Annotated in this window: 15 protein-coding genes and 3 tRNA genes; 11 read left to right on the top strand and 7 right to left on the bottom strand. The window is 72.3% G+C overall.

Features of this window, described 5'->3' with window-relative positions; genetic code table 11:
* Positions 1-172 precede the first annotated feature (172 nt).
* From KY5_RS12625 to KY5_RS12640, 3 genes are all read left to right on the top strand, one after another.
* Positions 173-1,210, top strand: coding sequence for a rod shape-determining protein (locus KY5_RS12625; protein WP_098242335.1), 1,038 nt, complete (start codon positions 173-175; stop codon positions 1,208-1,210).
* A gap of 47 nt (positions 1,211-1,257) precedes the next feature.
* Positions 1,258-3,225 (top strand): GAF domain-containing protein, encoded by a 1,968-nt coding sequence (locus KY5_RS42510; RefSeq protein WP_234362710.1) that lies wholly within the window; start codon positions 1,258-1,260, stop codon positions 3,223-3,225.
* Between the two features lie 82 nt (positions 3,226-3,307).
* Positions 3,308-3,862: a hypothetical protein gene (locus KY5_RS12640; protein ID WP_098242336.1), complete on the top strand. Its 555-nt coding sequence runs from the start codon at positions 3,308-3,310 to the stop codon at positions 3,860-3,862.
* Between the two features lie 30 nt (positions 3,863-3,892).
* Here the strand turns inward: KY5_RS12640 and KY5_RS12645 are convergent, their stop codons facing one another.
* From KY5_RS12645 to KY5_RS12655, 3 genes are read right to left on the bottom strand one after another with little or no spacing between them, the layout of a single operon-like run.
* Positions 3,893-5,833, bottom strand: a complete 1,941-nt coding sequence (locus KY5_RS12645) for an ABC transporter permease (protein WP_098242337.1) — start codon at positions 5,831-5,833, stop codon at positions 3,893-3,895.
* A gap of 32 nt (positions 5,834-5,865) precedes the next feature.
* Positions 5,866-6,663: a molybdate ABC transporter substrate-binding protein gene (modA, locus tag KY5_RS12650; RefSeq protein WP_098242338.1), complete on the bottom strand. Its 798-nt coding sequence runs from the start codon at positions 6,661-6,663 to the stop codon at positions 5,866-5,868.
* Positions 6,664-6,723: 60 nt separating this feature from the next.
* Entirely contained in the window at positions 6,724-7,125 is a 402-nt protein-coding gene (locus KY5_RS12655) for a TOBE domain-containing protein (RefSeq protein ID WP_098247212.1), read from the bottom strand.
* A gap of 196 nt (positions 7,126-7,321) precedes the next feature.
* Here KY5_RS12655 and KY5_RS12660 point away from each other — a divergent pair, with 196 nt between their 5' ends.
* Positions 7,322-8,362 carry a YihY/virulence factor BrkB family protein gene (locus KY5_RS12660; protein WP_098242339.1) on the top strand — a complete coding sequence of 347 codons (1,041 nt, stop codon included), beginning with the start codon at positions 7,322-7,324 and terminating at the stop codon, positions 8,360-8,362.
* A 51-nt stretch (positions 8,363-8,413) separates the two neighbouring features.
* On the opposite strand, the gene KY5_RS12665 is transcribed toward KY5_RS12660, so the two are convergent.
* On the bottom strand, positions 8,414-9,895 hold the full coding sequence (locus KY5_RS12665) for an aminotransferase class I/II-fold pyridoxal phosphate-dependent enzyme (protein ID WP_098242340.1): 1,482 nt from the start codon (positions 9,893-9,895) through the stop codon (positions 8,414-8,416).
* Positions 9,896-10,275: 380 nt separating this feature from the next.
* On the opposite strand from KY5_RS12665, the gene KY5_RS12670 reads away from it, so the two are divergent.
* From KY5_RS12670 to KY5_RS12680, 3 genes are read left to right on the top strand one after another with little or no spacing between them, the layout of a single operon-like run.
* Complete coding sequence (locus KY5_RS12670) at positions 10,276-11,427, top strand: FUSC family protein (protein WP_098242341.1); 1,152 nt, start codon at positions 10,276-10,278, stop codon at positions 11,425-11,427.
* 28 nt (positions 11,428-11,455) lie between these two features.
* The gene (locus KY5_RS12675) at positions 11,456-12,982 is read left to right on the top strand and encodes an FAD-dependent oxidoreductase (RefSeq protein ID WP_098242342.1); all 1,527 of its coding nucleotides are present in this window, start codon (positions 11,456-11,458) and stop codon (positions 12,980-12,982) included.
* A gap of 36 nt (positions 12,983-13,018) precedes the next feature.
* Positions 13,019-13,216 carry a hypothetical protein gene (locus KY5_RS12680; RefSeq protein ID WP_098242343.1) on the top strand — a complete coding sequence of 66 codons (198 nt, stop codon included), beginning with the start codon at positions 13,019-13,021 and terminating at the stop codon, positions 13,214-13,216.
* 142 nt (positions 13,217-13,358) lie between these two features.
* Here KY5_RS12680 and KY5_RS12685 read toward each other — a convergent pair.
* The 3 genes from KY5_RS12685 to KY5_RS12695 form a co-directional block, all read right to left on the bottom strand.
* A tRNA-Ile gene (locus KY5_RS12685) sits at positions 13,359-13,432 on the bottom strand.
* A 176-nt stretch (positions 13,433-13,608) separates the two neighbouring features.
* Positions 13,609-13,681 (bottom strand) — tRNA-Asn (locus KY5_RS12690).
* Between the two features lie 5 nt (positions 13,682-13,686).
* Positions 13,687-13,759: transfer RNA gene (locus KY5_RS12695), tRNA-Asn, on the bottom strand.
* Between the two features lie 214 nt (positions 13,760-13,973).
* Here KY5_RS12695 and KY5_RS12700 point away from each other — a divergent pair.
* The 4 genes from KY5_RS12700 (at position 13,974) to KY5_RS12715 (ending at position 19,873) form a co-directional block, all read left to right on the top strand.
* Positions 13,974-14,276, top strand: coding sequence for a YtxH domain-containing protein (locus tag KY5_RS12700; protein WP_055545590.1), 303 nt, complete (start codon positions 13,974-13,976; stop codon positions 14,274-14,276).
* Between the two features lie 339 nt (positions 14,277-14,615).
* On the top strand, positions 14,616-16,055 hold the full coding sequence (locus KY5_RS12705; protein ID WP_098242344.1) for a xylulokinase: 1,440 nt from the start codon (positions 14,616-14,618) through the stop codon (positions 16,053-16,055).
* A gap of 165 nt (positions 16,056-16,220) precedes the next feature.
* Positions 16,221-17,954, top strand: coding sequence for an ABC transporter ATP-binding protein (locus KY5_RS12710; protein WP_098242345.1), 1,734 nt, complete (start codon positions 16,221-16,223; stop codon positions 17,952-17,954).
* On the top strand, positions 17,954-19,873 hold the full coding sequence (locus tag KY5_RS12715; protein ID WP_098242346.1) for an ABC transporter ATP-binding protein: 1,920 nt from the start codon (positions 17,954-17,956) through the stop codon (positions 19,871-19,873). Before KY5_RS12710 ends, KY5_RS12715 begins: the two co-directional genes overlap by 1 nt.
* The last annotated feature ends 44 nt before the right edge of the window (positions 19,874-19,917 follow it).

The raw sequence follows: 19,917 nt of genomic DNA on the forward strand, positions 1-19,917 counted from the left end.
TCGCCCCGAGCGGGGCGCGGGACGCCCTGCCTGCGACGCCTCGAAGACCACCCGTGCGGCGGCACCCCGCCCGGCTCAGCCCAGCGCGCGCGCCGCCCGCGCCCACCGCACGATGCGAGACAGGACCGCCGTCCGACGGTCCGTACGGTCTGCGCTCTCGGGAGGATCTGCCATGACCGTCAGTCTGGAGCAGTTGCGCCGCTGCCATATCGCCGTCGACCTGGGGGCCGCTCGCACACGCGTGTTCGTGAAGGGCGCGGGTCTCGTCGTCGACGAGCCGAGCGCCGCGGCCGTGAACACACGGACGGGCGCGCTCATCGCCGTCGGCCAGTTCGCGGAGCAGATGACGGGGCGTACGCCCGGCTACATCCGGGTCGTCAGGCCCGTCTCCGGCGGCACGGTCGTCGACATCGAGATGGCCCAGCGGATGCTCCGTCACCTCCTCGGCGAGAAGCTCCGCCGCACCCTGCGCCGCAAGCCGAGGCTGCGCGCCGCCGCCTGCACCCCGCACGACGCGGACCCGCTCGCCCAGCGTGCCGCCGTCGAGACGATGGTCGGACTCGGGGCGCGCCGGGTCGAGCTGGTGGACACGCTCATCGCGGCGGCGGTCGGCTGCGGGCTGCCCGTGGAGCGGCCGGAGGCGACGATGATCCTGGTCTGCGGCGCCGCGACGACCCAGGTCGCGGTGCTCTCGCTCGGCTCGATCGTGACGGCCCAGCGCATTCCCGTGGGCGGCGAGGCCATCGACCACGCGATCGTGCAACACCTGCGCCACCAGCACGAGTTGATGCTGCCTTCGCAGTCCGTACGGCCCCTCCAGCTCGCGCTGAGCGGCAACGGCCTGACCCCGCACGGGCCGGAGTCCACGGAGATCCACGGCCGGGACGTCGCAACGGGCCTCGCGCGCTCGGTCCAGGTGGACACGGCCGCCGTGCGCGACGCGATCCACACCCCGCTCACCGCCGTGCTCGACGGCATCGGCAAGGTGCTGCGCGACTGCCCGCCCGACCTGGTGGCCGACCTCGCCGACCGGGGAATCATGATGGTCGGCGGCAGCGCACTGCTTCCCGGCCTCGACCAGATGCTGCGGGATGCGACCGGAATGCCCGTACATATCGCGGAAAGGCCGGATGTGTGCGCGGTGCTCGGGCTCGGTGCGATGCTGGAGGGCAAGATCCAGCCGCTGGTCCTGGACCCGCTGTCCGGCTGACCGGCACGACGCACGTGCCCGACCCCCACACGGAATACGCAACCGAGATGCCCTTGCCCGCAGGAGCGGAAGCACCGCTGCCGTCCGTCCCTCCGCTCCTGGAGGCGGTCCTCACCGTCGGCACCGACCTGGAACTGCACGCCACGCTCCAGCACATCGTGGACAGCGCGGCCCGGCTGACCGGGGCGGGGTACGGCACGCTCACCGTCGGCACGGCGGGCGCGGGGGGCCCGGCGGAGCTGTACGTGGCGGGCGAGAGGCCACCGGCGGGGCCCGCCTCGGCGTCGGACGTCATCGGCGTGCCGATCCACGTCCACGACGAGGCGTTCGGCGACCTGCTGCTCGCGCGCAAGGAGCGGGGCGCTTTCACCGAGGACGACCGGCAGCTCCTGAAGGTCCTGGCGGGCCAGGCGGGCATCGCCATCGGCAACGCGCGCCTGTTCGAGACGGCCCGCCAGCGGGAGCGCTGGATCGAGGGCGCGGCCGCGGTCACCACGGCGCTCCTCACGGGTGAGGAGGCGGCGGACGCGCTGATGACGGTGGCGGACCGCGCGCGCGTGCTCGCGGGCGCGGCGGCGGGCGTGATCCTGCAGCCCACGGAGGCGGGCGGCATGACGATCGTCGCAGCCGCCACGGACGGCGCCCCGCACGGCTGGGGCACGAAGTCCTGGCGGGGCGCCCACACCGGATCCCAGCGGGGCGCCCACACCGACCCCCCACACACCCCGACCCACCAGCCACCCCCTCAAGCACAGGAGACCAGGCCCGAGAGCCGCACCACCCCCGCGCCCACCCCCGACACGGCCCGCGAGGCGGAACCCGGGCAGGGCGCCCACACCGACCCCCCACACGCCCCGACCCACCAGCCACCCCCTCAAGCACAAGAGACCAGGCCCGAGAGCCGCACCACCCCCGCACCCGCCCCCGACACGGCCCGCGAGGCGGAACCCGGGCAGGACGCGCACACCAACCCCCCACACACCCCGACCCACCAGCCACCCCCTCAAGCACAGGAGACCAGGCCCGAGAGCCGCACCACCCCCGCACCCGCCCCGGACACGGCCCGCGACGCGGAACCCGGGCAGGGCGCCCGCACCGACGGCCCTCTCGGCCCGGCCCAGCCGAGGAACGCCCCCGGCGCCCCCAGCCCCACTCCCCCCAGCCTCAGCCCCAACGACCTGATCGGCACCACCATCGAGCCCGGGAGCGCCGTGCTGGAGCAACTGCTCGGTGGGGAGCCCGTGTTCATCGAGGATTCGGCGACCGACCCGCGCATGACCACGCACGTGCGCGCACGGTTCGGGCCCAGCATGATGCTGCCGTTGCAGGCGGGCGGGCGGCTCATCGGGACGCTCGCGCTGCCCCGGCGGCGCGGCGCGCCCGCCTACACCGCCGCCGAGCGGCTGCTCGCCACCCAGTTCGCCTCGCAGGCCGCCCTCGCCCTCGTGCTCGCCGACGCCCAGCAGAGCCGACAGCGGCTCGCCGTCTTCGAGGACCGCGACCGCATCGCGCGGGACCTGCACGACCTGGTCGTCCAGCGCCTCTTCGCGACCGGCATGATGCTGGAGTCGACCCGCCGCAGGGCGGGATCGGCCAAGGTCGAGTCCACCCTCGACCACGCCGTGGACGAGCTGGAGTCGACCATCCAGGAAGTCCGTACGGCCATCTTCGCGCTCCAGCAGCCGCCCGCCGACGCCCCGACAACCTTCCGGGGCAAGGTCCTGCGCGAGACGGCGGGCGCGGCCGCCGTGCTCGGCATCCAGCCGTCGACGCAGTTCGCGGGCGCCGTCGACACACAGGTCACGGAGCCGGTGGCGGGCCACCTCCTCGCGGCCCTGCGCCGCGCCCTCGCCGCCACGTCCCGGCGCACCGGCGTCAGCCGCGTCGACGTCACGGTCGACGCGCGGGCGACGCTGCCGGACGGCAGGACCGGCGTACGCCTGACGGTGCACGACGACGGCGCCACGGACGGCGTGGAGGCGGGCACGACGGTGACCTGGCAGGCGCCGCTGTAGGCGGGGACCACGCACCGCGCCCCGTGTCCAGGGGAGAGATGACCGCGTACAGTCACCCACCTGTCGCCGTCGGGAGGTACACGTGGGTTCGCCCAAGATCGACCGGTCGCTCGAGCAGGTACTGGCGCACCGGCAGCTCTTCCTGAGAACCGAACACGGCAGACGCACCGTCGTCGTGTGCCTGGCGGACGGCAGCCCGGAAGGCTTCGAGATCGGCCGCGTCCTCTCGGGGACCGGGCCCACCGGCTGGGTCGTACGCCACCGCCTGCGCCTGCCCGACGGCACGTACGACGTGCAGGAGAACGAGGGCCTGTCCTGGATCGGCCTCGACCAGCACATCGCCGACGTCCTCCAGTTCGCCGCGTACGCCGATGTCCTGCGCCGCAAGGAGGTCACGTCGGGCGTGGCCACCACGTACACCGCCCGCCTCGGCCCGGAGCTGGCGGCGTGGCTCGCCGACGTCCCCGCGCCGGAGGGCATCACCGACCTCGGCGACGGCAGGGTCCGGCTCACCGAGTCCGCCGTCGCCCACCTGCGCTGCCCTTCGACCCTCTACACGCTGGTCCTCTGGGTGCACCCCACCATGGACACCCTGATGATCGAGATGGACACCTACGACCTGACCCGCGAGGGATGACGGCCCGGGCCCGGAGCCCGGAGCCGCGCCTCAGAGCTCCACGACCGAGACCTCCGTCGCCTTCACGCTCGTCCACACCTCGGCCCCGTCCGCGAGCCCCAGTTCGAGCGCGGCCTGCGGCGTGATCTCGGCGACCAGGTCGGGCGCCCGGTCCGAGGTGATCAGGACGCGCAGCCTGCTCCCCGCGGACGTGATCTCCCGCACCGTGCCGGGCCACACGTTGCGCGGGCTGCCCGCCGGTTTCTCGCGGTGCACGGAGACGGCCTCCGGCGCGATGACGGCCAGCGCCCGCGTCCCCGCACCGAGCGGGTCCGCCACGACGAGCCGCCCCTCCCCCGCGAGCCCGAGGTTCCCCTCGGCGTCCGCCGTGCCGGGCCACGCGTTGCGGCCGAGCATCCGCGCCACCCAGGGCGAGCGCGGGTGCCTGGCCACCTCGGCGGGCGGCGCGTCCTGCAACGTACGCCCTTCGTCGAGTACGAGGACCCGGTCGGCCAGCGAGACCGCCTCGACGGGATCGTGCGTGACGATGAGACAGACCCCGCCGAAACCGTCGAGGTGCCGCCGCAGCGTGTGCCGCACATGGGCCCGCGTGGTCTGGTCGAGCGCGGCGAGCGGCTCGTCGAGGAGCAGCAGCCGGGGCCGCGCGGCGAGCGCCCGCGCAAGGGCGACCCGCTGCGCCTGCCCGCCGGACAACTGCGCGGGCCTGCGGTGCGCGAGGTGCCCGACGCCGAGCCGGTCGAGCCACTCCCGCGCCGCCGCGCGGGCTTCCGCCCGCCGGACGCCCTGGGCGCGCAGCCCGTACGCCGTGTTGCCGAGCGCGGTCAGGTGCGGGAAGAGCGCGCCTTCCTGGGGCACCCAGGCGACCCCGCGCCGGTGCGGCGGCAGCGCGGTGACGTCGCGTTCGCCGAGCCGCAGCTCCGCGTTGGCGCGCGGGGTGAGGCCGAGCAGGGCGCGCAGCAGGGTCGTCTTGCCCGCGCCGTTGGGCCCGACGACGGCGATGGTGGTGCCGGGCTCGGCGTCGAGGGTGAGTTCGTTGTAGCCGGTGACGGTGGCGCTCAGCGCCCACTTGTCCCGCGGCGCCTCGGACGTCACGATCCGGTGCGGCGGCTCCACGGCCACGTCGCCGTCGTCCGCCGCCGCGGGATCGGCGCCCCGTACGCGTACGGAGGAGGCCCCCGCCGTCCACCGCCCGCGCAGCCCCACGAGCACGGCCATGGCGATGGCGAGGAGCAGCAGCGAGAGCGAGGTCGCGGCCTCCGGCGAGTCCTGGAGCAGCAGGTACACCTGGAGCGGCAGGGTCTGCGTGGTGCCCGGCAGGTTGCCCGCGAAGGTGATCGTGGCCCCGAACTCGCCGAGCGCCCGCGCCCAGGTCAGCGCGGCGCCCGCGGCGAGCCCGGGGGCGACCATCGGCAGCGTGACGGTGAGGAACACCCGTACGGGAGAGGCCCCGAGGGACGCCGCCGTCTCCTCGAAACCGGGCCGCAGCCCGCCGAGCGCCCCCTCCAGACTGATCACCAGGAACGGCATCGCCACGAACGTCGCCGCGACCACCGCACCGGAGGTGTGGAAGGGCAGCACGATCCCGAAGGTGTTCTCCAGCCAGGGCCCGAGCAGCCCGCGTCGCCCGAACCCGAGCAGGAGCGCGACGCCGCCGACGGTCGGCGGCAGCACCATCGGCAGCAGCACGAGGGACCGTACGAGCGCCTTCCCCCGGAAGTCGACCCTCGCGAGCAGCCAGGCGAGCGGCACCCCGAGCAGCAGGGACAGACCGAGCGCCCAGAAGGACACGACGAGCGAGAGCTTGAGCGCCTGGGTGACCCCGGGCGTGGTCAGGTGCGTGCCGAGCCGGCCCCACTCGGTCCGCGCGAGGATGCCGACGAGCGGCATCAGCAGGAACGCGACGGCGAGCAGGGCGGGCACGGCCAGCGTCAGCGGCGTACGGGTCCGGGAACGGGACCGGTTCGGGATCATGGCGGCTCGACTACGGCTCGGCTACGGCTGGACTACGGCTTCTGGAAGCCCGCGTCCCGCAGGATCTTCTGCGCCTCGGGCGTGCTCAGCCACTTCACGAACGCGGCGGCGGCGTCGCCGTTCTTCGAGCCCTTGAGGGTCGCGGCCGGGTACGAGGCGACGGCGTTCTGGTCGTCGGGGATCTCCACGGCGTCGACCTTGTCGGTCGCGGTGGCGGCGTCCGTCTTGTAGACGATGCCCGCGTCGGCCTCGCCGAGCTCGACCTTGCTGAGCACGGACCGGACGTTCGCCTCCTTGGAGACGGGCTTCACGGTGATCTTCTGCGCGTCGAGCACCTGCTTGCTGTAGCGCCCGACGGGCACGGTGTCGTCGGCGAGGACGACCTTCAGCTTGCTGTTCGCGAGGTCCTTGAGCGTCTTGACCCTGTCCGGATTGCCCTCGCGCGTGGCGATCACGAGCCGGTTCTTGGCGATGACGGTGGGCGTGCCGGTCTCGCCCTTGAGCCCGTCCATGGTCTTGGTGTCGGCGGTCACCAGGACATCGGCGGGCGACCCCTGCTTGACCTGCGCGGCGAGCTCCTGGGACCCGGCCGGGGAGATCGTCAGCCTGGTGCCGGGGTACTCCTTCTCGTACACCTTCTCGGCGGTGGCGAAGACGTCGGTGAGCGACGAGGCGGCGAGAACGGTGAGGTTCACGTCCTTGCCGCCCCCGCCCTTCTTGCTCGCGTCGTCGTCATCGTTGCCGCAGGCGGCGAGCGGGACGAGCAGGGCGGCGGTCACGACGGCGGCGGCACCGCGGCGGGCGGTGAGCGCGGAGTGCTTCGGGGACATGGGACGGAACTCCTTGCGGAAGTACGGAGAGGTGCGGGAGCGGCGGCCGGGCGTCGTCGGTCAGGTCCTGTCGATGTGCACGTTGGTGGACTTCACCCGGGCCGTGGCCTGCATCCCGACCTCCAGGCCGAGCTCCTCCACCGCCTCCCGGGTCAACAGCGAGACCAGCCGGTGGGGCCCGGCCTGGATCTCCACCTGGGCGGCCACGTCACCGAGCTTCACGGCGGTGACGATGCCGGGAAAGGCGTTGCGGGCGGAGGTGTACGAGACCTCCTCCTCACCCGCACCGCCCCCGTTCTGCCCGACCTCGACGGAGAAGGCGGCGAGGTCCTGCCCGTCGATGAGTCGGCGCCCGCCTTCATCGCGGTGCGTGGCGACCCGACCGGCATCCGCCCATCGCCGAGCGGTATCGGGACTGACACCGAGCAGACGCGCGGCCTGCCCAATCGTGTAGGACTGCATGTGCGACAAGATAAGCGCGATTGCCTCGCATTTGGAAAACTTGAGACGGATCTCCATCGTAAATGCAAGCCCCCTAGGAGGAACCTCCAAGGGCCTGGCCGGGCGCTGACCCAAAGGCGACGTACAACGACCTGGCCGCACACGGCGTCGCCCGGCTCCGCGCATACGCCCCGCGAACCGGTCAACTCGCCCTCGCATGGCACTCTTCGGCAGGCACAAGAACGGTCGCGAGGAAGACGAACCGGCTCTCGGCACGGGACCGGACCCCGAAGTCGAGCAGGCCGCCCCCGACGAGCCCACCGAGCTGCCCGCGCGCTCCTGGTGGGCGGTCATGCGCCGTACCGGCAAGGAGTTCCTGGACGACGACCTGCCCGACCGGGCCGCGGCCCTGACCTACTACGGCGTCCTGTCGCTGTTCCCCGCGCTCCTCGTCCTGGTCTCGATCCTCGGCGTCATCGGGGAGTCGGCGACCCGCTCGGTCCTGGACAACCTCCAGGAACTCGCGCCGGGCGCGGTCCGTGACCTGCTCGGCGACGCCGTGCGACAACTGCGGGACAGCGGCGGCACCAGCGGTGTGATGGCGATCGTGGGTCTGGTGCTCGCCGTGTGGTCCGCCTCCGGGTACGTGGCGGCCTTCATCCGCACCTCCAACGCCGTCTACGACCTCCCGGAGGGGCGCCCGGTGTGGAAGCTGACCCCGCTCCGCATCGCCCTGACGGTGGTCCTGATGGTCCTGCTCGCGGCCAGCGCGGTGATCGTGGTGTTCACCGGCCCGCTCGCCGAGCGCGCCGGTGACACCATCGGCGTGGGCGACGCGGCGGTCACGGCCTGGTCCATCGCGAAGTGGCCCGTCCTGCTGGTCCTGGTGATCCTGATGATCGCGCTGCTCTTCTGGCGCGCCCCCAACGTCCACGGCCCCGGCTTCCGCTGGCTGAGCCCCGGCAGCGCGCTCGCGGTGGTGCTGTGGCTGATCGCGTCGGGCGGCTTCGCGCTCTACGTCGCCAACTTCGGCTCGTACAACAAGACGTACGGCACCCTGGCCGGGGTCATCATCTTCCTGATCTGGCTGTGGCTGTCGAATCTGGCCATTCTGCTGGGGCTGGAATTCGACGCGGAGCTGGCCCGCCAGCGCGCGATCAGCGGCGGCATGCCCGAGGACACGGAGCCCTACGTGGAACCGCGGGACACCCGCAAGTGGCCACGCCGCCGATCCTCCGGGCCGGGCCCGGCCTCCTGAGGGGGCGCGGCCGGGCGGGGCACGGGCCGTCGAGGCACGGGCGGTCGCCCCTCACGGCCGCCCGCGTCCGTCGGTGACACGCACCGTTCGAAAGGCCGGGTCGGCGGCGTCGGGCAGGTTCATGCCCGCTTCGACGCCCGAGCGCAGATAGGCGAGAACAGGTTCGGTGAGGCGTTCGCCCGGCAGGACGACGGGAATCCCCGGCGGGTAGGGGGTCACCATCTCGGCGGCCACGCGGCCCGCAGCCTCCTCGACGGGCACGTCCTGAGTACCGCCGAAGAACGCGTCCCGGGGAAGGCGTTCCTGCTCCATCCGCAGCTCGTCGGGGCTCGGCATCTCGACGACGGGCGCCGCGTCCCAGCCGCGCGCCGCATCGGCCAGGTCCCGGAGCGCACGGAGCAGCGGTCCCGTGGTCTCCCCGCTGTCCGCATGGGTGATCTGGACGTTGACGCGGCGGTGGTCGGCGATGTGGACGTTGATGCCCCGGTGCTCACGCAGCCAGTCCGCGGCCCGGTAACCGGACAGGCCGGGCGCCGCCAGGTCGACGACGACGGGAAGCGGATCGAGGTCGGCGGCGAGGCCGGGACCGCAGAAGTCCGCCGCGTCGTTGACGTGCATGCCCTCGATCTCCTCGATGTCCGCGCGCACCTCGGCGGCGAGGTCCAGGGCGTGGGTCAGGAGTTCACGGCCGTGCAGCGCCATCTGACGCCGCCATCCGTCGAGGCCCGCGTAGATGAGGACCGAGGGACTCGTGGTTCCCCACAGGTCCGCTCGGTTCTTCAGCACGTCCGGCGCGATGAGGTCGCCCTGGAGGTGGAACACCGACCCTTGTTCGAGGCCACTGCCCATCTTGTGGATGCTGGTCACGCAGACGTCGGCTCCCGCGTCCATCGCCCAGGTCGGCAGCTCGGGATGGAACGGCAGGTGCGCGCCCCACGCCTCGTCCACGATCAGCGGGCGCGAACGCCGGTGGCAGACCTCGGCGATGCCCCGCAGGTCCGCGCAACCGCCGTACGGCGTGGGGCTCGTGACCAGGGCGCCCGTGGCTCCCGGGTGGGCCGCGAAGGCGGCCTCGAAGTCCGCGGCGGACGGCGGGTGCGCCAGATGACGCTTCGCGTCCCAGCACGGCTCCACCCACACCGGTTCGATGCCGGACAGGATCAGCGCCGACACCACGGACTTGTGCGCGTCACGGCCGATGAGGAGCCGGCTGCCGGGCCCGGCCACCGACAGCATGGCCGCCTTGACGGACAGGGAGCTTCCGCAGGTGGTGAAGAAGGTGTGCTCGGCGTGCACGACGTCCGCCATGAGCTCTTCGGCCCGCCGCACGTACCCGCCGCGCAGCCGCCGGTCGTCCAGGCCGCCGGAGGCCAGCAGGTCTCCGTGGAAGACGGCGTCGCCGAGGATCCTGCGCACCTCGGGGTCGGCGCCGCGGGCCTGCTTGTGGCCCGGCGGGGTGAAGGCCAGCATGTCGGCCCGGCGGTAGGCGTCGAGCGCCTCGAGGACGGGGGCCCGCGTGTGATCCAGGGACATGGTCAGACGCGTTCCCCGTCGAGCCGTGTTCTCACGGACCCGCGGTGGGCGTCACCGTTTCGAGGTGGCGACGGCTGCCGGTCGGGCCGCCCGTGGCGCGGCCCTCGGAGAGGCGTGCACGACGGGCCGCATGAAGTGTGGTGCGGTGGGCACTCCGATGCACCGAAGGGCCGACCCAGATGCTGGTGGACGACGGAATCCGGGGTGAGCCCGGTGGCCCCGGGGCCGGTACGGACCCCGCTCACCCCGCCGGAACGGCCCCTGCCCACGTCCACCGGGCCCCGGCCCGGACCGGCTCCCCCACCCCCGAGAACCCCGACACGACCGGTGGCACCCCGCTGCCCTGAGCCGCAAGGCACCCGACCGCGGAGGACCGCGCCATGCCACACACGCCATGGAACCTGCTCACGGCGGAAGCCGGGGCCGTGGCCCGCTCCGCCCGCCGGGCCGTGACGTCGGCGGGCCCGGAACGGGGCACGGCCGTCCAGGCGTTGAAGGCGGCCGCCGCCGCGCTCATCGCCTGGGCCGTGGCGGGCTGGTGGTGGGGCGCGCCCCTGGCGATCCTCGCGCCGTGGACCGCGGTGGTCCTGGTGCATCACACGGTGTACCGCTCGCTCCGCTCGGCGGGACAGCAGTTCGTGGTCGTCGCGACGGGCACCCTCGTCGCCGCCGCCGCGGCGGCCCTCACCCGCGACGCGATGGCCGCGCTGGCCCTGGCGATGCCGGTCACGGTGCTGATCGGCACCTACGGCCGGTTCGGCGACCAGGGCTGGTACGCGCCCACGGCCGCCCTGTTCGTCCTGACGTACGGCTCGTACGCACCGGTGGAGATCCTGCACCGGCTCCTGGAGACCCTGCTCGGTGCCGTCATCGGTGTCCTGGTGAACGCGCTCGTGCTGCCCCCCGTCCACACCGGCGGCGCCTGGCGGCTGCGCACCCGGGTACCGGCGGACTGCGCCGGGCTGCTGCGCGAGGTCGCGGACGGCATCGAGCACGGGTACGACGCGGCGGACGCGGAGGACTGGCACGGGCGGGCGCTCGGCCTCGGCGCCACCGTGGCCGAGCTGCGCTCCGCGCGACGCCACGCCGACGAGAGCCGCCGTCTCAACCCGGGCCGCCGCATGCGCCGTTCGCCGCCCGGCCCTCCGCCGGTCGACGTTCCCTGGGACCGCGTGGCGGACCAGCTGGCGGCGGCCCTGCGCTCGCTGGCCGAGACCGCCCACGAGAACCCGCGCTTCGCCGCGCCCACCGAGCAGGCCCTCGGCGCGCTGGCCACGCTGCTGCGGTCGGCCGCGGACGTGTGCGCGGTGGACGCGGACAGGTCCGCGGGCGGGCGCGGGGACGAGGACCGGGCCGATCGCGCGCTCGATGCGGCACGGGACGCGGGCACCCGCCTCGCGTCCCTCCTCACCGACCCCGAGCACGGCACCACCGCTTCGCTCGGTGAGCTGATCGCGGCGACGACCCGTCTCCTCGACGATCTGGAGGCGGCGACGGACCACTCCGGCCGGACCCGCGCGAGCGATGCGTGAGGCTCGTCCGCCGGGGGACTCGCGGGCCATGACCAAGAAACCTCCCGTTCCCGGTTCGTACTGGATCGAATCCGCGCCCGGTGGTCCGGGTGCACCGCTGGACCGCGACGTGACCGTGGACGTCGCGGTGATCGGCGCGGGCGTCGCCGGACTGAGCACCGCGTGGGAACTGGCCCGCGCCGGGCGCCGCGTGGCCGTCCTGGAGGCGGGCAGGATCGCCGCGGGTGTCAGCGGACACACGACCGGGAAGCTGACCGCACTGCACACGCTGGTGTACGACCGGCTGCGGCGCACCCGCGGCGCGGAGGCCTCCCGCCTGTACGCGCGGTCCCAGACGGAGGCGATCGAGCACGCCGCCGCCGTGGTCGACCTGCTGGACGTCGACTGCGCGTGGGAGCGGCGCGACGCCTACACCTACGCCCGCTCCGCCGACCGCGTCGCCGAGCTGCGCGCCGAGGCGGCCGCCGCCCGGGAAGCGGGCCTGCCCGCCTCGTTCGTGACGGAGACCGGTCTGCCGTTCCCGGTCGCGGGCGCGGTGCGCGTCCAGGACCAGGCCCAGTTCCATCCGCGCAGGTACCTCCTCGCCCTGGCCGACGACCTGCGCGCCCACGGCGCACAGATCTACGAGCAGAGTCCCGTGGTCGGCCTGAAGGAGGGGCATCCGTGCCGGGTGACGACCGAGTCGGGCGCGCGGGTCACCGCCCGCGACGTCGTCGTCGCCACGCACTACCCCGTCTTCGACCGGGCACTGCTGTTCGCCCGGCTCGCCCCGCGCAGGGAGCTCGTCGTCACCGCGCCGATCCCCGCCGACCGCGACCCGCAGGGCATGTACATCACCCCGGAGCACGACACCCGTTCCGTACGCACGGTCCCCCGCGAGGACGGCGGGCGCCTGCTGATCGTCACGGGCGAGAAGTTCACCCCGGGCACCGGTGACACGACCGAGCGCTTCGCCCGTCTGGAGGCATGGACCGCCGCACACTTCCCCGGCGCGCGACGGTGTCACCGCTGGGCCACGCAGGACGTCTTCCCCAGCGACGGCACGCCGCTCGTGGGGCTGCTGCACCCCGCCGCCCGGCACGCCTACGTCGCGACGGGCTTCGGCGGCTGGGGCCTCAGCGGCGGCATCATGGCGGGTTCGCTCCTGACCGCTCTGATCACGGGGCGCGAGCAGCCGCCGTGGAAGGACCTGTACGAACCTCGCCGAGTGGGCCCGGTCCTTCGAGACGCGCCCCGACTGCTGCGCCAACAGGCCGACGTCGCCCGCCACTTCGTCGGCGACAGGCTGCGCTCCCCCGGCGTGGACTCGGTCGAGGAGCTGCCGCCCGACAGTGGCGCCGTCGTACGGCTCGACGGCCGCCGCCGCGCCGTCTACCGCGACCCGGACGGGGCGCTGCACGCCGTGTCCGCACGGTGCACGCACCTGGGCTGCCTCGTAGCGTTCAACGCGGCGGAACGCTCCTGGGACTGCCCGTGCCACGGCTCGCGCTTCACCCCCGAAGGCCGGGTGATCCAGGGCCCGGCCACCCGACCGCTGGAACAACGCGACATCTGACCCGTCAACGCGACATCCGACCCGTCGAGGAGTGCCATGTCCCACAACGAGCGACACGACGAGCGGCACGACGAAGACCGCCCGGCCGAGACCGCCGCGGAGAGCGTGCTGGACGAGTTCGAGGAGGCCGAGGTGGACCCGCGCCACAGGAAGGAGAAGGACCGGCGCCGCGGCGAGAGCGGCGACGCGCTCACACCCAACCAGGAAGCGCAGGAACAGGCCAACGGCGACTGACGGACAGCGCCCACCGGCGGCCGGGCCGGGATCCGAACATGACTTCCCGGCTTCATCCCCCCGGGGGAACCGAGCGGCCCGCACACCGAAACGAATGACCTACAGCGTGTCGTTTCTGCAGGTCAGATCGTTTCTGCTTGAGTGGGGCGGGTGGGACTCGAACCCACGGCCGACGGATTATGAGTCCGCTGCTCTAACCGGCTGAGCTACCGCCCCTAACGGCGCGTCGCGCACATTTGTGCGCGCCGTCTGCCGCAGCATAGCCGCTCATACGATCTCCTGCTTCGGATGGTCGGCATCGCTCGACCATGAGGACCGCAGTGCTGCCCGCATGGTTCCATCAGGCACGAAAAAGGGCCCCTGAGGGTCATCTCAGGGGCCCTTCGTCACAGCTCTCCCGACTGGACTCGAACCAGTAACCTGCCGGTTAACAGCCGGCTGCTCTGCCAATTGAGCTACAGGAGACCGAGCTCCCCCGACTGGACTCGAACCAGTAACCTGCCGGTTAACAGCCGGCTGCTCTGCCAATTGAGCTACAGGGGATCGTCTCGTTCGCATCGAACGCACCTACCTGGGAACTCTCCAGGCGGCGGGCGCTCGCTGCGACACATACATTAGCGCAAGCAGGGGGGTGCTCCGCCAATCGGTATCCCCCGGCCGATCGCCAGCCGATCGGCGAGCGGTCGCCGAGCGATCACCAGCCGATCAACAACGAGTGACAGACGAGCGACGCCGACGCAAGGAAAGGGTGGCAGTCATGCGCTACCGGCTCACATTCGTCGCGGGACTGGCTCTCGGGTACGTACTCGGGACCCGGGCCGGACGCGAGCGCTACGAGCAGCTGAAGAAGTCGGCCAGGGGGATCTCCCAGAACCCGGCCGTGCGCAACACCGTCGAGTCCGCGACGCAGCAGGGCCGCGAGGTGGCGGGCAAGGCCTTCCACTCGGTGTCCGACAAGGTCGGGGAGAAGATGCCCGACTCGGTGGCCGACCGGGTGCGGTCGCTGCGCCAGCGCGGGCAGGGCGACGCCGAGGACGACTGGGGCACCAGCAACACCTAGGGCCTGTCCGGCGGATCAGGGCGCGCTCGGGTGGCGTCCACCGTCCGGTGCAGGCGAGCGGGGTCTGGTGCGTGCAGCTGCAAGGCGGAGGAGGGCGGCAACGCAGTGGGGCCTCCCCTGCTCGAGCGGAGCCGAGAGCTTGGGGAAGTTGGCAACCGACGACAACGCCGGAGGGGGTACCTCCCTGCTCGAGCGGAGCCGAGAGCTTGGGGGAGTGCGTGCCAGACCCCGCGACAGCGCCATGATCCGCCGGACAGGCCCTAGTCGGCACCACCCGGAGGGGACCCGAGGGGGAACAGGGGTACGGGATACGTCTCGCGGTGCGGCAGAATTCCTGGCATGGGGATAGTCGCAGGGTTGGACAGTTCGCCCGATTTCACGCGCATCGTGGTCTGTGACACGGACACGGGCGCCGTACTCAAGCAGGGCTATGCCCCGCACCCGCTGGAGAGCTCGGAGGGTGGCGGCCGTCCTGTCGACGTCGATCCACAGGCCTGGCTGCTCTCCCTCGGCGAGGCCGCGGGCGGCGGGCTGCTCGAAGGCGTACAGGCGATCGGCGTCTCCGCGCAGCAGAACGCGCTCGTGGCGCTCGACCAGCACGGCAACACCGTGCGGCCCGCGCTCGTCGGCAACGACCGGCGGGCGCAGGTCGCCGCCGTCGACCTGGTCGACGGGCTCGGCAGCCGCGAGGCCTGGGCGCAGGCCGTGGGCTGTGTCCCGCAGGCCGCGCTGCCCGTGACGAAGCTGCGCTGGCTGGCCAGGACCGAGCCGGAGGCGGCGCAGCGCGTGGCCGCCCTGATGCAGGCTCCCGACTGGCTCGTGTGGCAGCTGCTCGGCAGGCCCGCGCGGCGCACCACCGACCGAGGCGGGGCCTCCGGCACCGGCTACTGGTCGGCGGCGACCGGCACGTACCGCCCCGATCTCGTCGAACTGGCCCTGGGGCACCAGGCGATGCTGCCCGAGGTGATCGGTCCTGCCGAGGCCGCGGGGACCACTCCCGAGGGGCTGCTGATATCGGCGGGCACCGGCGAGACGATGGCGGCGGCCTTCGGGCTCGGGGTGCAGCAGGGCGACGCCGTGGTGTCGCTCGGGGCCTCGGGGTCCGTGATGGCCGTGCACCACGAGGCGCTCGCCGACGCGGGCGGGATGATCACCTCGCTCGCGGACGCCACCGGCATGCACCTGCCGGTGGTCCACACGCTCAACGCCGTGCGGGTGCTGCGCGGAACGGCCGAGATGCTCGGGACCGCGGACCTGGAGGAGCTCTCCGCGCTCGCGATGAAGTCGACACCCGGCGCGCACGGCCTCGTCTTCCTCCCCTACCTGGAGGGCGAGAAGACGCCGAACCTGCCGCACGCCGCGGGCACGCTGACCGGGCTTCGGCGCGAGTCGATGAAGCCCGAGCACCTGGCGCGGGCCGCCTTCGAGGGGATGCTCTGCGGGCTCGGCGACGCGCTCGACGTGCTGCGCGGGCGCGGGGTCGAGGTCCGGCGGGTGTTCCTGCTCGGGGCCGCCGCCGAACTGCCCGCCGTGCAGGCCGTGGCGCCGATGATGTTCGGGACCCAGGTCGTGGTGCCGCAGCCCGCCGACTACGCGGCGATCGGCGCCGCGCGGCAGGCCGCGTGGGCGCTGACCGGCCGGTTGCCGCTCTGGCAGGGGGCGGCCGCCCAGGTCTTCGAGCCGGGCGATGAGCTCGCGGTGGGACAGGCGGTGCGGCAGCAGTACGCGACGGTGCGGGAGCAGTCGCACCCCGGGGCCTTCGCGCCGCCCGCCTCCTGAGAGGGCGCACACACGTACGTAGATCCTTAAGTGAGCCCAGTTCTGTACCCGGGCTGAAATTTGACCCGGTCATGGGTTAATCGGTTGCACGGCGACCGGTCGGGTGTCGGAGTATGGGGGCGACCTCGCCCACCGGCCGACACCCGACTCCTCGAGAGACCGAGCGTGCTCATACGACTCCTGCGGACGTACCTGCGTCCGTACAAGAAACCCATCGCCCTGCTGGTGCTCCTGCAGTTCCTGCAGACGTGCGCCGCGCTCTACCTGCCCACCCTCAACGCCGACATCATCGACAACGGTGTCGTGAAGGGGGACACGGGCTACATCCTGAGCTTCGGCGGCATCATGATCGCCGTCACGATCGCTCAGATGGTCTGCAACGTCGGCGCCGTGTTCTACGGCGCGCGGACCGCGTCCGCCCTCGGGCGTGACGTCCGGGCCGCCGTCTTCGACCGCGTGCAGTCCTTCTCCGCGCGCGAGATGGGCCACTTCGGCGCCCCCTCGCTGATCACGCGGACCACCAACGACGTCCAGCAGGTGCAGATGCTGGTCCTGATGTCGTTCACGCTGATGGTGACCGCGCCCATCATGTGCGTCGGCGGCATCGTGATGGCGCTCGGCCAGGACGTGCCGCTCTCCGCGGTCCTCGTCGCCGTGGTGCCCGTCCTCGGCATCAGCGTCAGCCTGATCGTGCGGCGCCTGCGGCCCCTGTTCCGCACCATGCAGGTGCGCCTCGACTCGGTGAACCGGGTGCTGCGCGAGCAGATCACCGGCAACCGCGTCATCCGCGCCTTCGTCCGCGACACGTACGAGAAGGACAGGTTCCGCAAGGCCAACGCGGACCTCACCGAGGTATCGCTGGGCACCGGCAAGCTGCTCGCGCTGATGTTCCCGATCGTCATGACGGTCGTGAACGTGTCCTCGATCGCGGTGGTGTGGTTCGGCGCGCACCGCATCGACAGCGGCCACATGCAGATCGGCGCGCTCACCGCGTTCCTCGCGTACCTGATGCAGATCGTGATGTCCGTGATGATGGCCACCTTCATGTTCATGCAGGTGCCGCGCGCGGAGGTCTGTGCCGAGCGCATCGAGGAGGTCCTGGACACCGAGAGCAGCGTGGTGCCCCCGGCCGCCCCGGTGCGCGAACTGCGCAGCCACGGGCACCTGGAGATCCGGGGGGCGGGCTTCCGCTATCCCGGCGCCGAGGAGCCCGTGCTCAAGGCCGTCGAGCTGGTCGCGCGGCCCGGCGAGACGACCGCCGTGATCGGCTCGACCGGCAGCGGCAAGTCGACGCTGCTCAGCCTCGTGCCCCGGCTGATCGACGCGACCGAGGGCGAGGTCCTGGTCGGCGGCGTGGACGTGGGCACCGTCGATCCCGCGCTGCTCGCGCGCTCGGTGAGCCTGGTCCCGCAGAAGCCGTACCTCTTCGCGGGCACGGTCGCCAGCAACCTGCGGTACGGCAATCCCGACGCCACCGACGAGGAGCTCTGGCACGCGCTCGACGTCGCCCAGGCCAAGAGCTTCGTGGAGGGCCTGGAGGAGGGTCTCGACGCACCGATCGCCCAGGGCGGCACGAACGTCTCCGGCGGCCAGCGCCAGCGCCTCTCGATCGCGCGCACCCTGGTCCAGCGCCCGGAGATCTACCTCTTCGACGACTCCTTCTCCGCGCTCGACTACGCCACCGACGCGGCCCTGCGCGCCGCGCTCGGCAGGGAGACCGCGGAGGCGACCGTCGTCATCGTCGCCCAGCGCGTCTCCACGATCCGGGACGCGGACCGCATCGTGGTCCTCGACGAGGGCCGGGTCGTGGGCACCGGGCGCCATCACGAGCTGATGGAGAGCAATGAGACCTACCGGGAGATCGTGCTCTCCCAGCTGACGGAAGCGGAGGCCGCGTAATGGCTGGTCACGGCGGGGCGATGATGGGCCCCAACTCCCGCTCGATGGACTTCAAGAACTCCGGCAAGCGGCTGCTCTCGCAGTTCAGGCCGGAGCGCGCCACGATGCTGGGGATGCTCGCGGCCGCCGTGTTCAGCGTCGCGCTGACCGTGGTCGGCCCCAAGATCCTGGGCAAGGCCACCGACCTGCTCTTCGCGGGCATCGTGGGCCGCGGCATGCCCGAGGGGCTCTCGAAGGAGCAGGCCATCGACGGCCTGCGCGACAAGGGCGACGGCGGCATGGCCGACATGCTCTCCGGCGTCGACTTCACCCCGGGCAAGGGCATCGACTTCGGCGCGGTCGGCGAGGTCCTGCTGCTCGCGCTCGGTACGTTCCTGGCGGCGGGCCTTCTGATGGCCGTGGCAACCCGGCTCTCCAACCGCGCCATCAACAAGACGGTGTTCCGCATGCGCGGCGACGTCCAGGCGAAGCTGTCCCGGCTTCCGCTGTCGTACTTCGACAAGCGCCAGCGCGGCGAGGTGCTGAGCCGGGCCACCAACGACCTCGACAACATCAACCAGACGCTGACGCAGACCATGGGCCAGCTCATCAACTCGCTGCTGACGATCATCGGCGTGCTCGTGATGATGCTCTGGGTGTCGCCGCTGCTCGCCCTGGTGGCGCTGATCACCGTGCCGCTGTCGTTCTTCGTGGCGACGAAGGTCGGCAAGCGGTCGCAGCCGCAGTTCGTGCAGCAGTGGAAGACCACCGGCAAGCTGAACGCGCACGTCGAGGAGATGTACACCGGGCACACCCTGGTGAAGGTGTTCGGGCGCCAGGAGGAGTCGGCCAAGGCGTTCGCCGAGCAGAACGAGCAGCTGTACGAGGCCGGGTTCAAGGCCCAGTTCAACAGCGGTGTCATGCAGCCGCTGATGTTCTTCATCTCGAACCTGAACTACGTGCTCGTCGCCGTGGTGGGCGGTCTGCGGGTGGCCTCGGGGTCGCTGTCCATCGGCGACGTGCAGGCGTTCATCCAGTACTCGCGGCAGTTCTCGATGCCGCTCACGCAGGTCGCGTCGATGGCGAACCTCGTGCAGTCGGGCGTCGCCTCCGCCGAACGCGTCTTCGAGATCCTCGACGCCGACGAGCAGGAGGCCGACCCGGTGCCCGGGGAGCGCCCCGACCGGCTGACCGGGCGGGTCGAGATGGAGCACGTGTCCTTCCGCTACGAGAAGGACAAGCCGCTCATCGAGGACCTGTCCCTGGTGGTGGAGCCGGGACACACGGTGGCCATCGTCGGCCCGACGGGCGCGGGCAAGACGACGCTCGTCAACCTGCTCATGCGGTTCTACGAGGTCACGGGCGGGCGCATCACCCTGGACGGGGTCGACGTCGCCAAGATGTCGCGCGACGAACTGCGCTCCGGGATCGGCATGGTGCTCCAGGACACCTGGCTGTTCGGCGGCACGATCGCGGAGAACATCGCGTACGGCGCGGCGAAGGACGTCACCCGCGAGGAGATCGAGGAGGCGGCCCGCGCCGCCCACGCCGACCGCTTCGTACGGACGCTTCCCGACGGGTACGACACCGTGATCGACGACGAGGGCACGGGGGTCAGCGCGGGCGAGAAGCAGCTCATCACCATCGCGCGGGCGTTCCTGTCCGACCCGGTGATCCTCGTGCTCGACGAGGCGACGAGTTCCGTCGACACACGGACGGAGGTCCTGATCCAGAAGGCGATGGCCCGTCTCGCGCACGGGCGGACCTCGTTCGTCATCGCGCACCGGCTGTCCACGATCCGTGACGCGGACACGATTTTGGTCATGGAGAACGGGGCCATCGTGGAACAGGGCACGCATGACGCGCTGTTGGCGGCGGACGGGGCGTATGCGCGGTTGTACGCCGCGCAGTTCGCCCAGGCCGTGGCCGAAGTCGACTAGCGCCGTGGGGGCTTAGGGGCGCTGCGTGTGCCGGTCCGTCGTGG

Source organism: Streptomyces formicae (genome assembly GCF_002556545.1).
Classification (GTDB): domain Bacteria; phylum Actinomycetota; class Actinomycetes; order Streptomycetales; family Streptomycetaceae; genus Streptomyces; species Streptomyces formicae_A.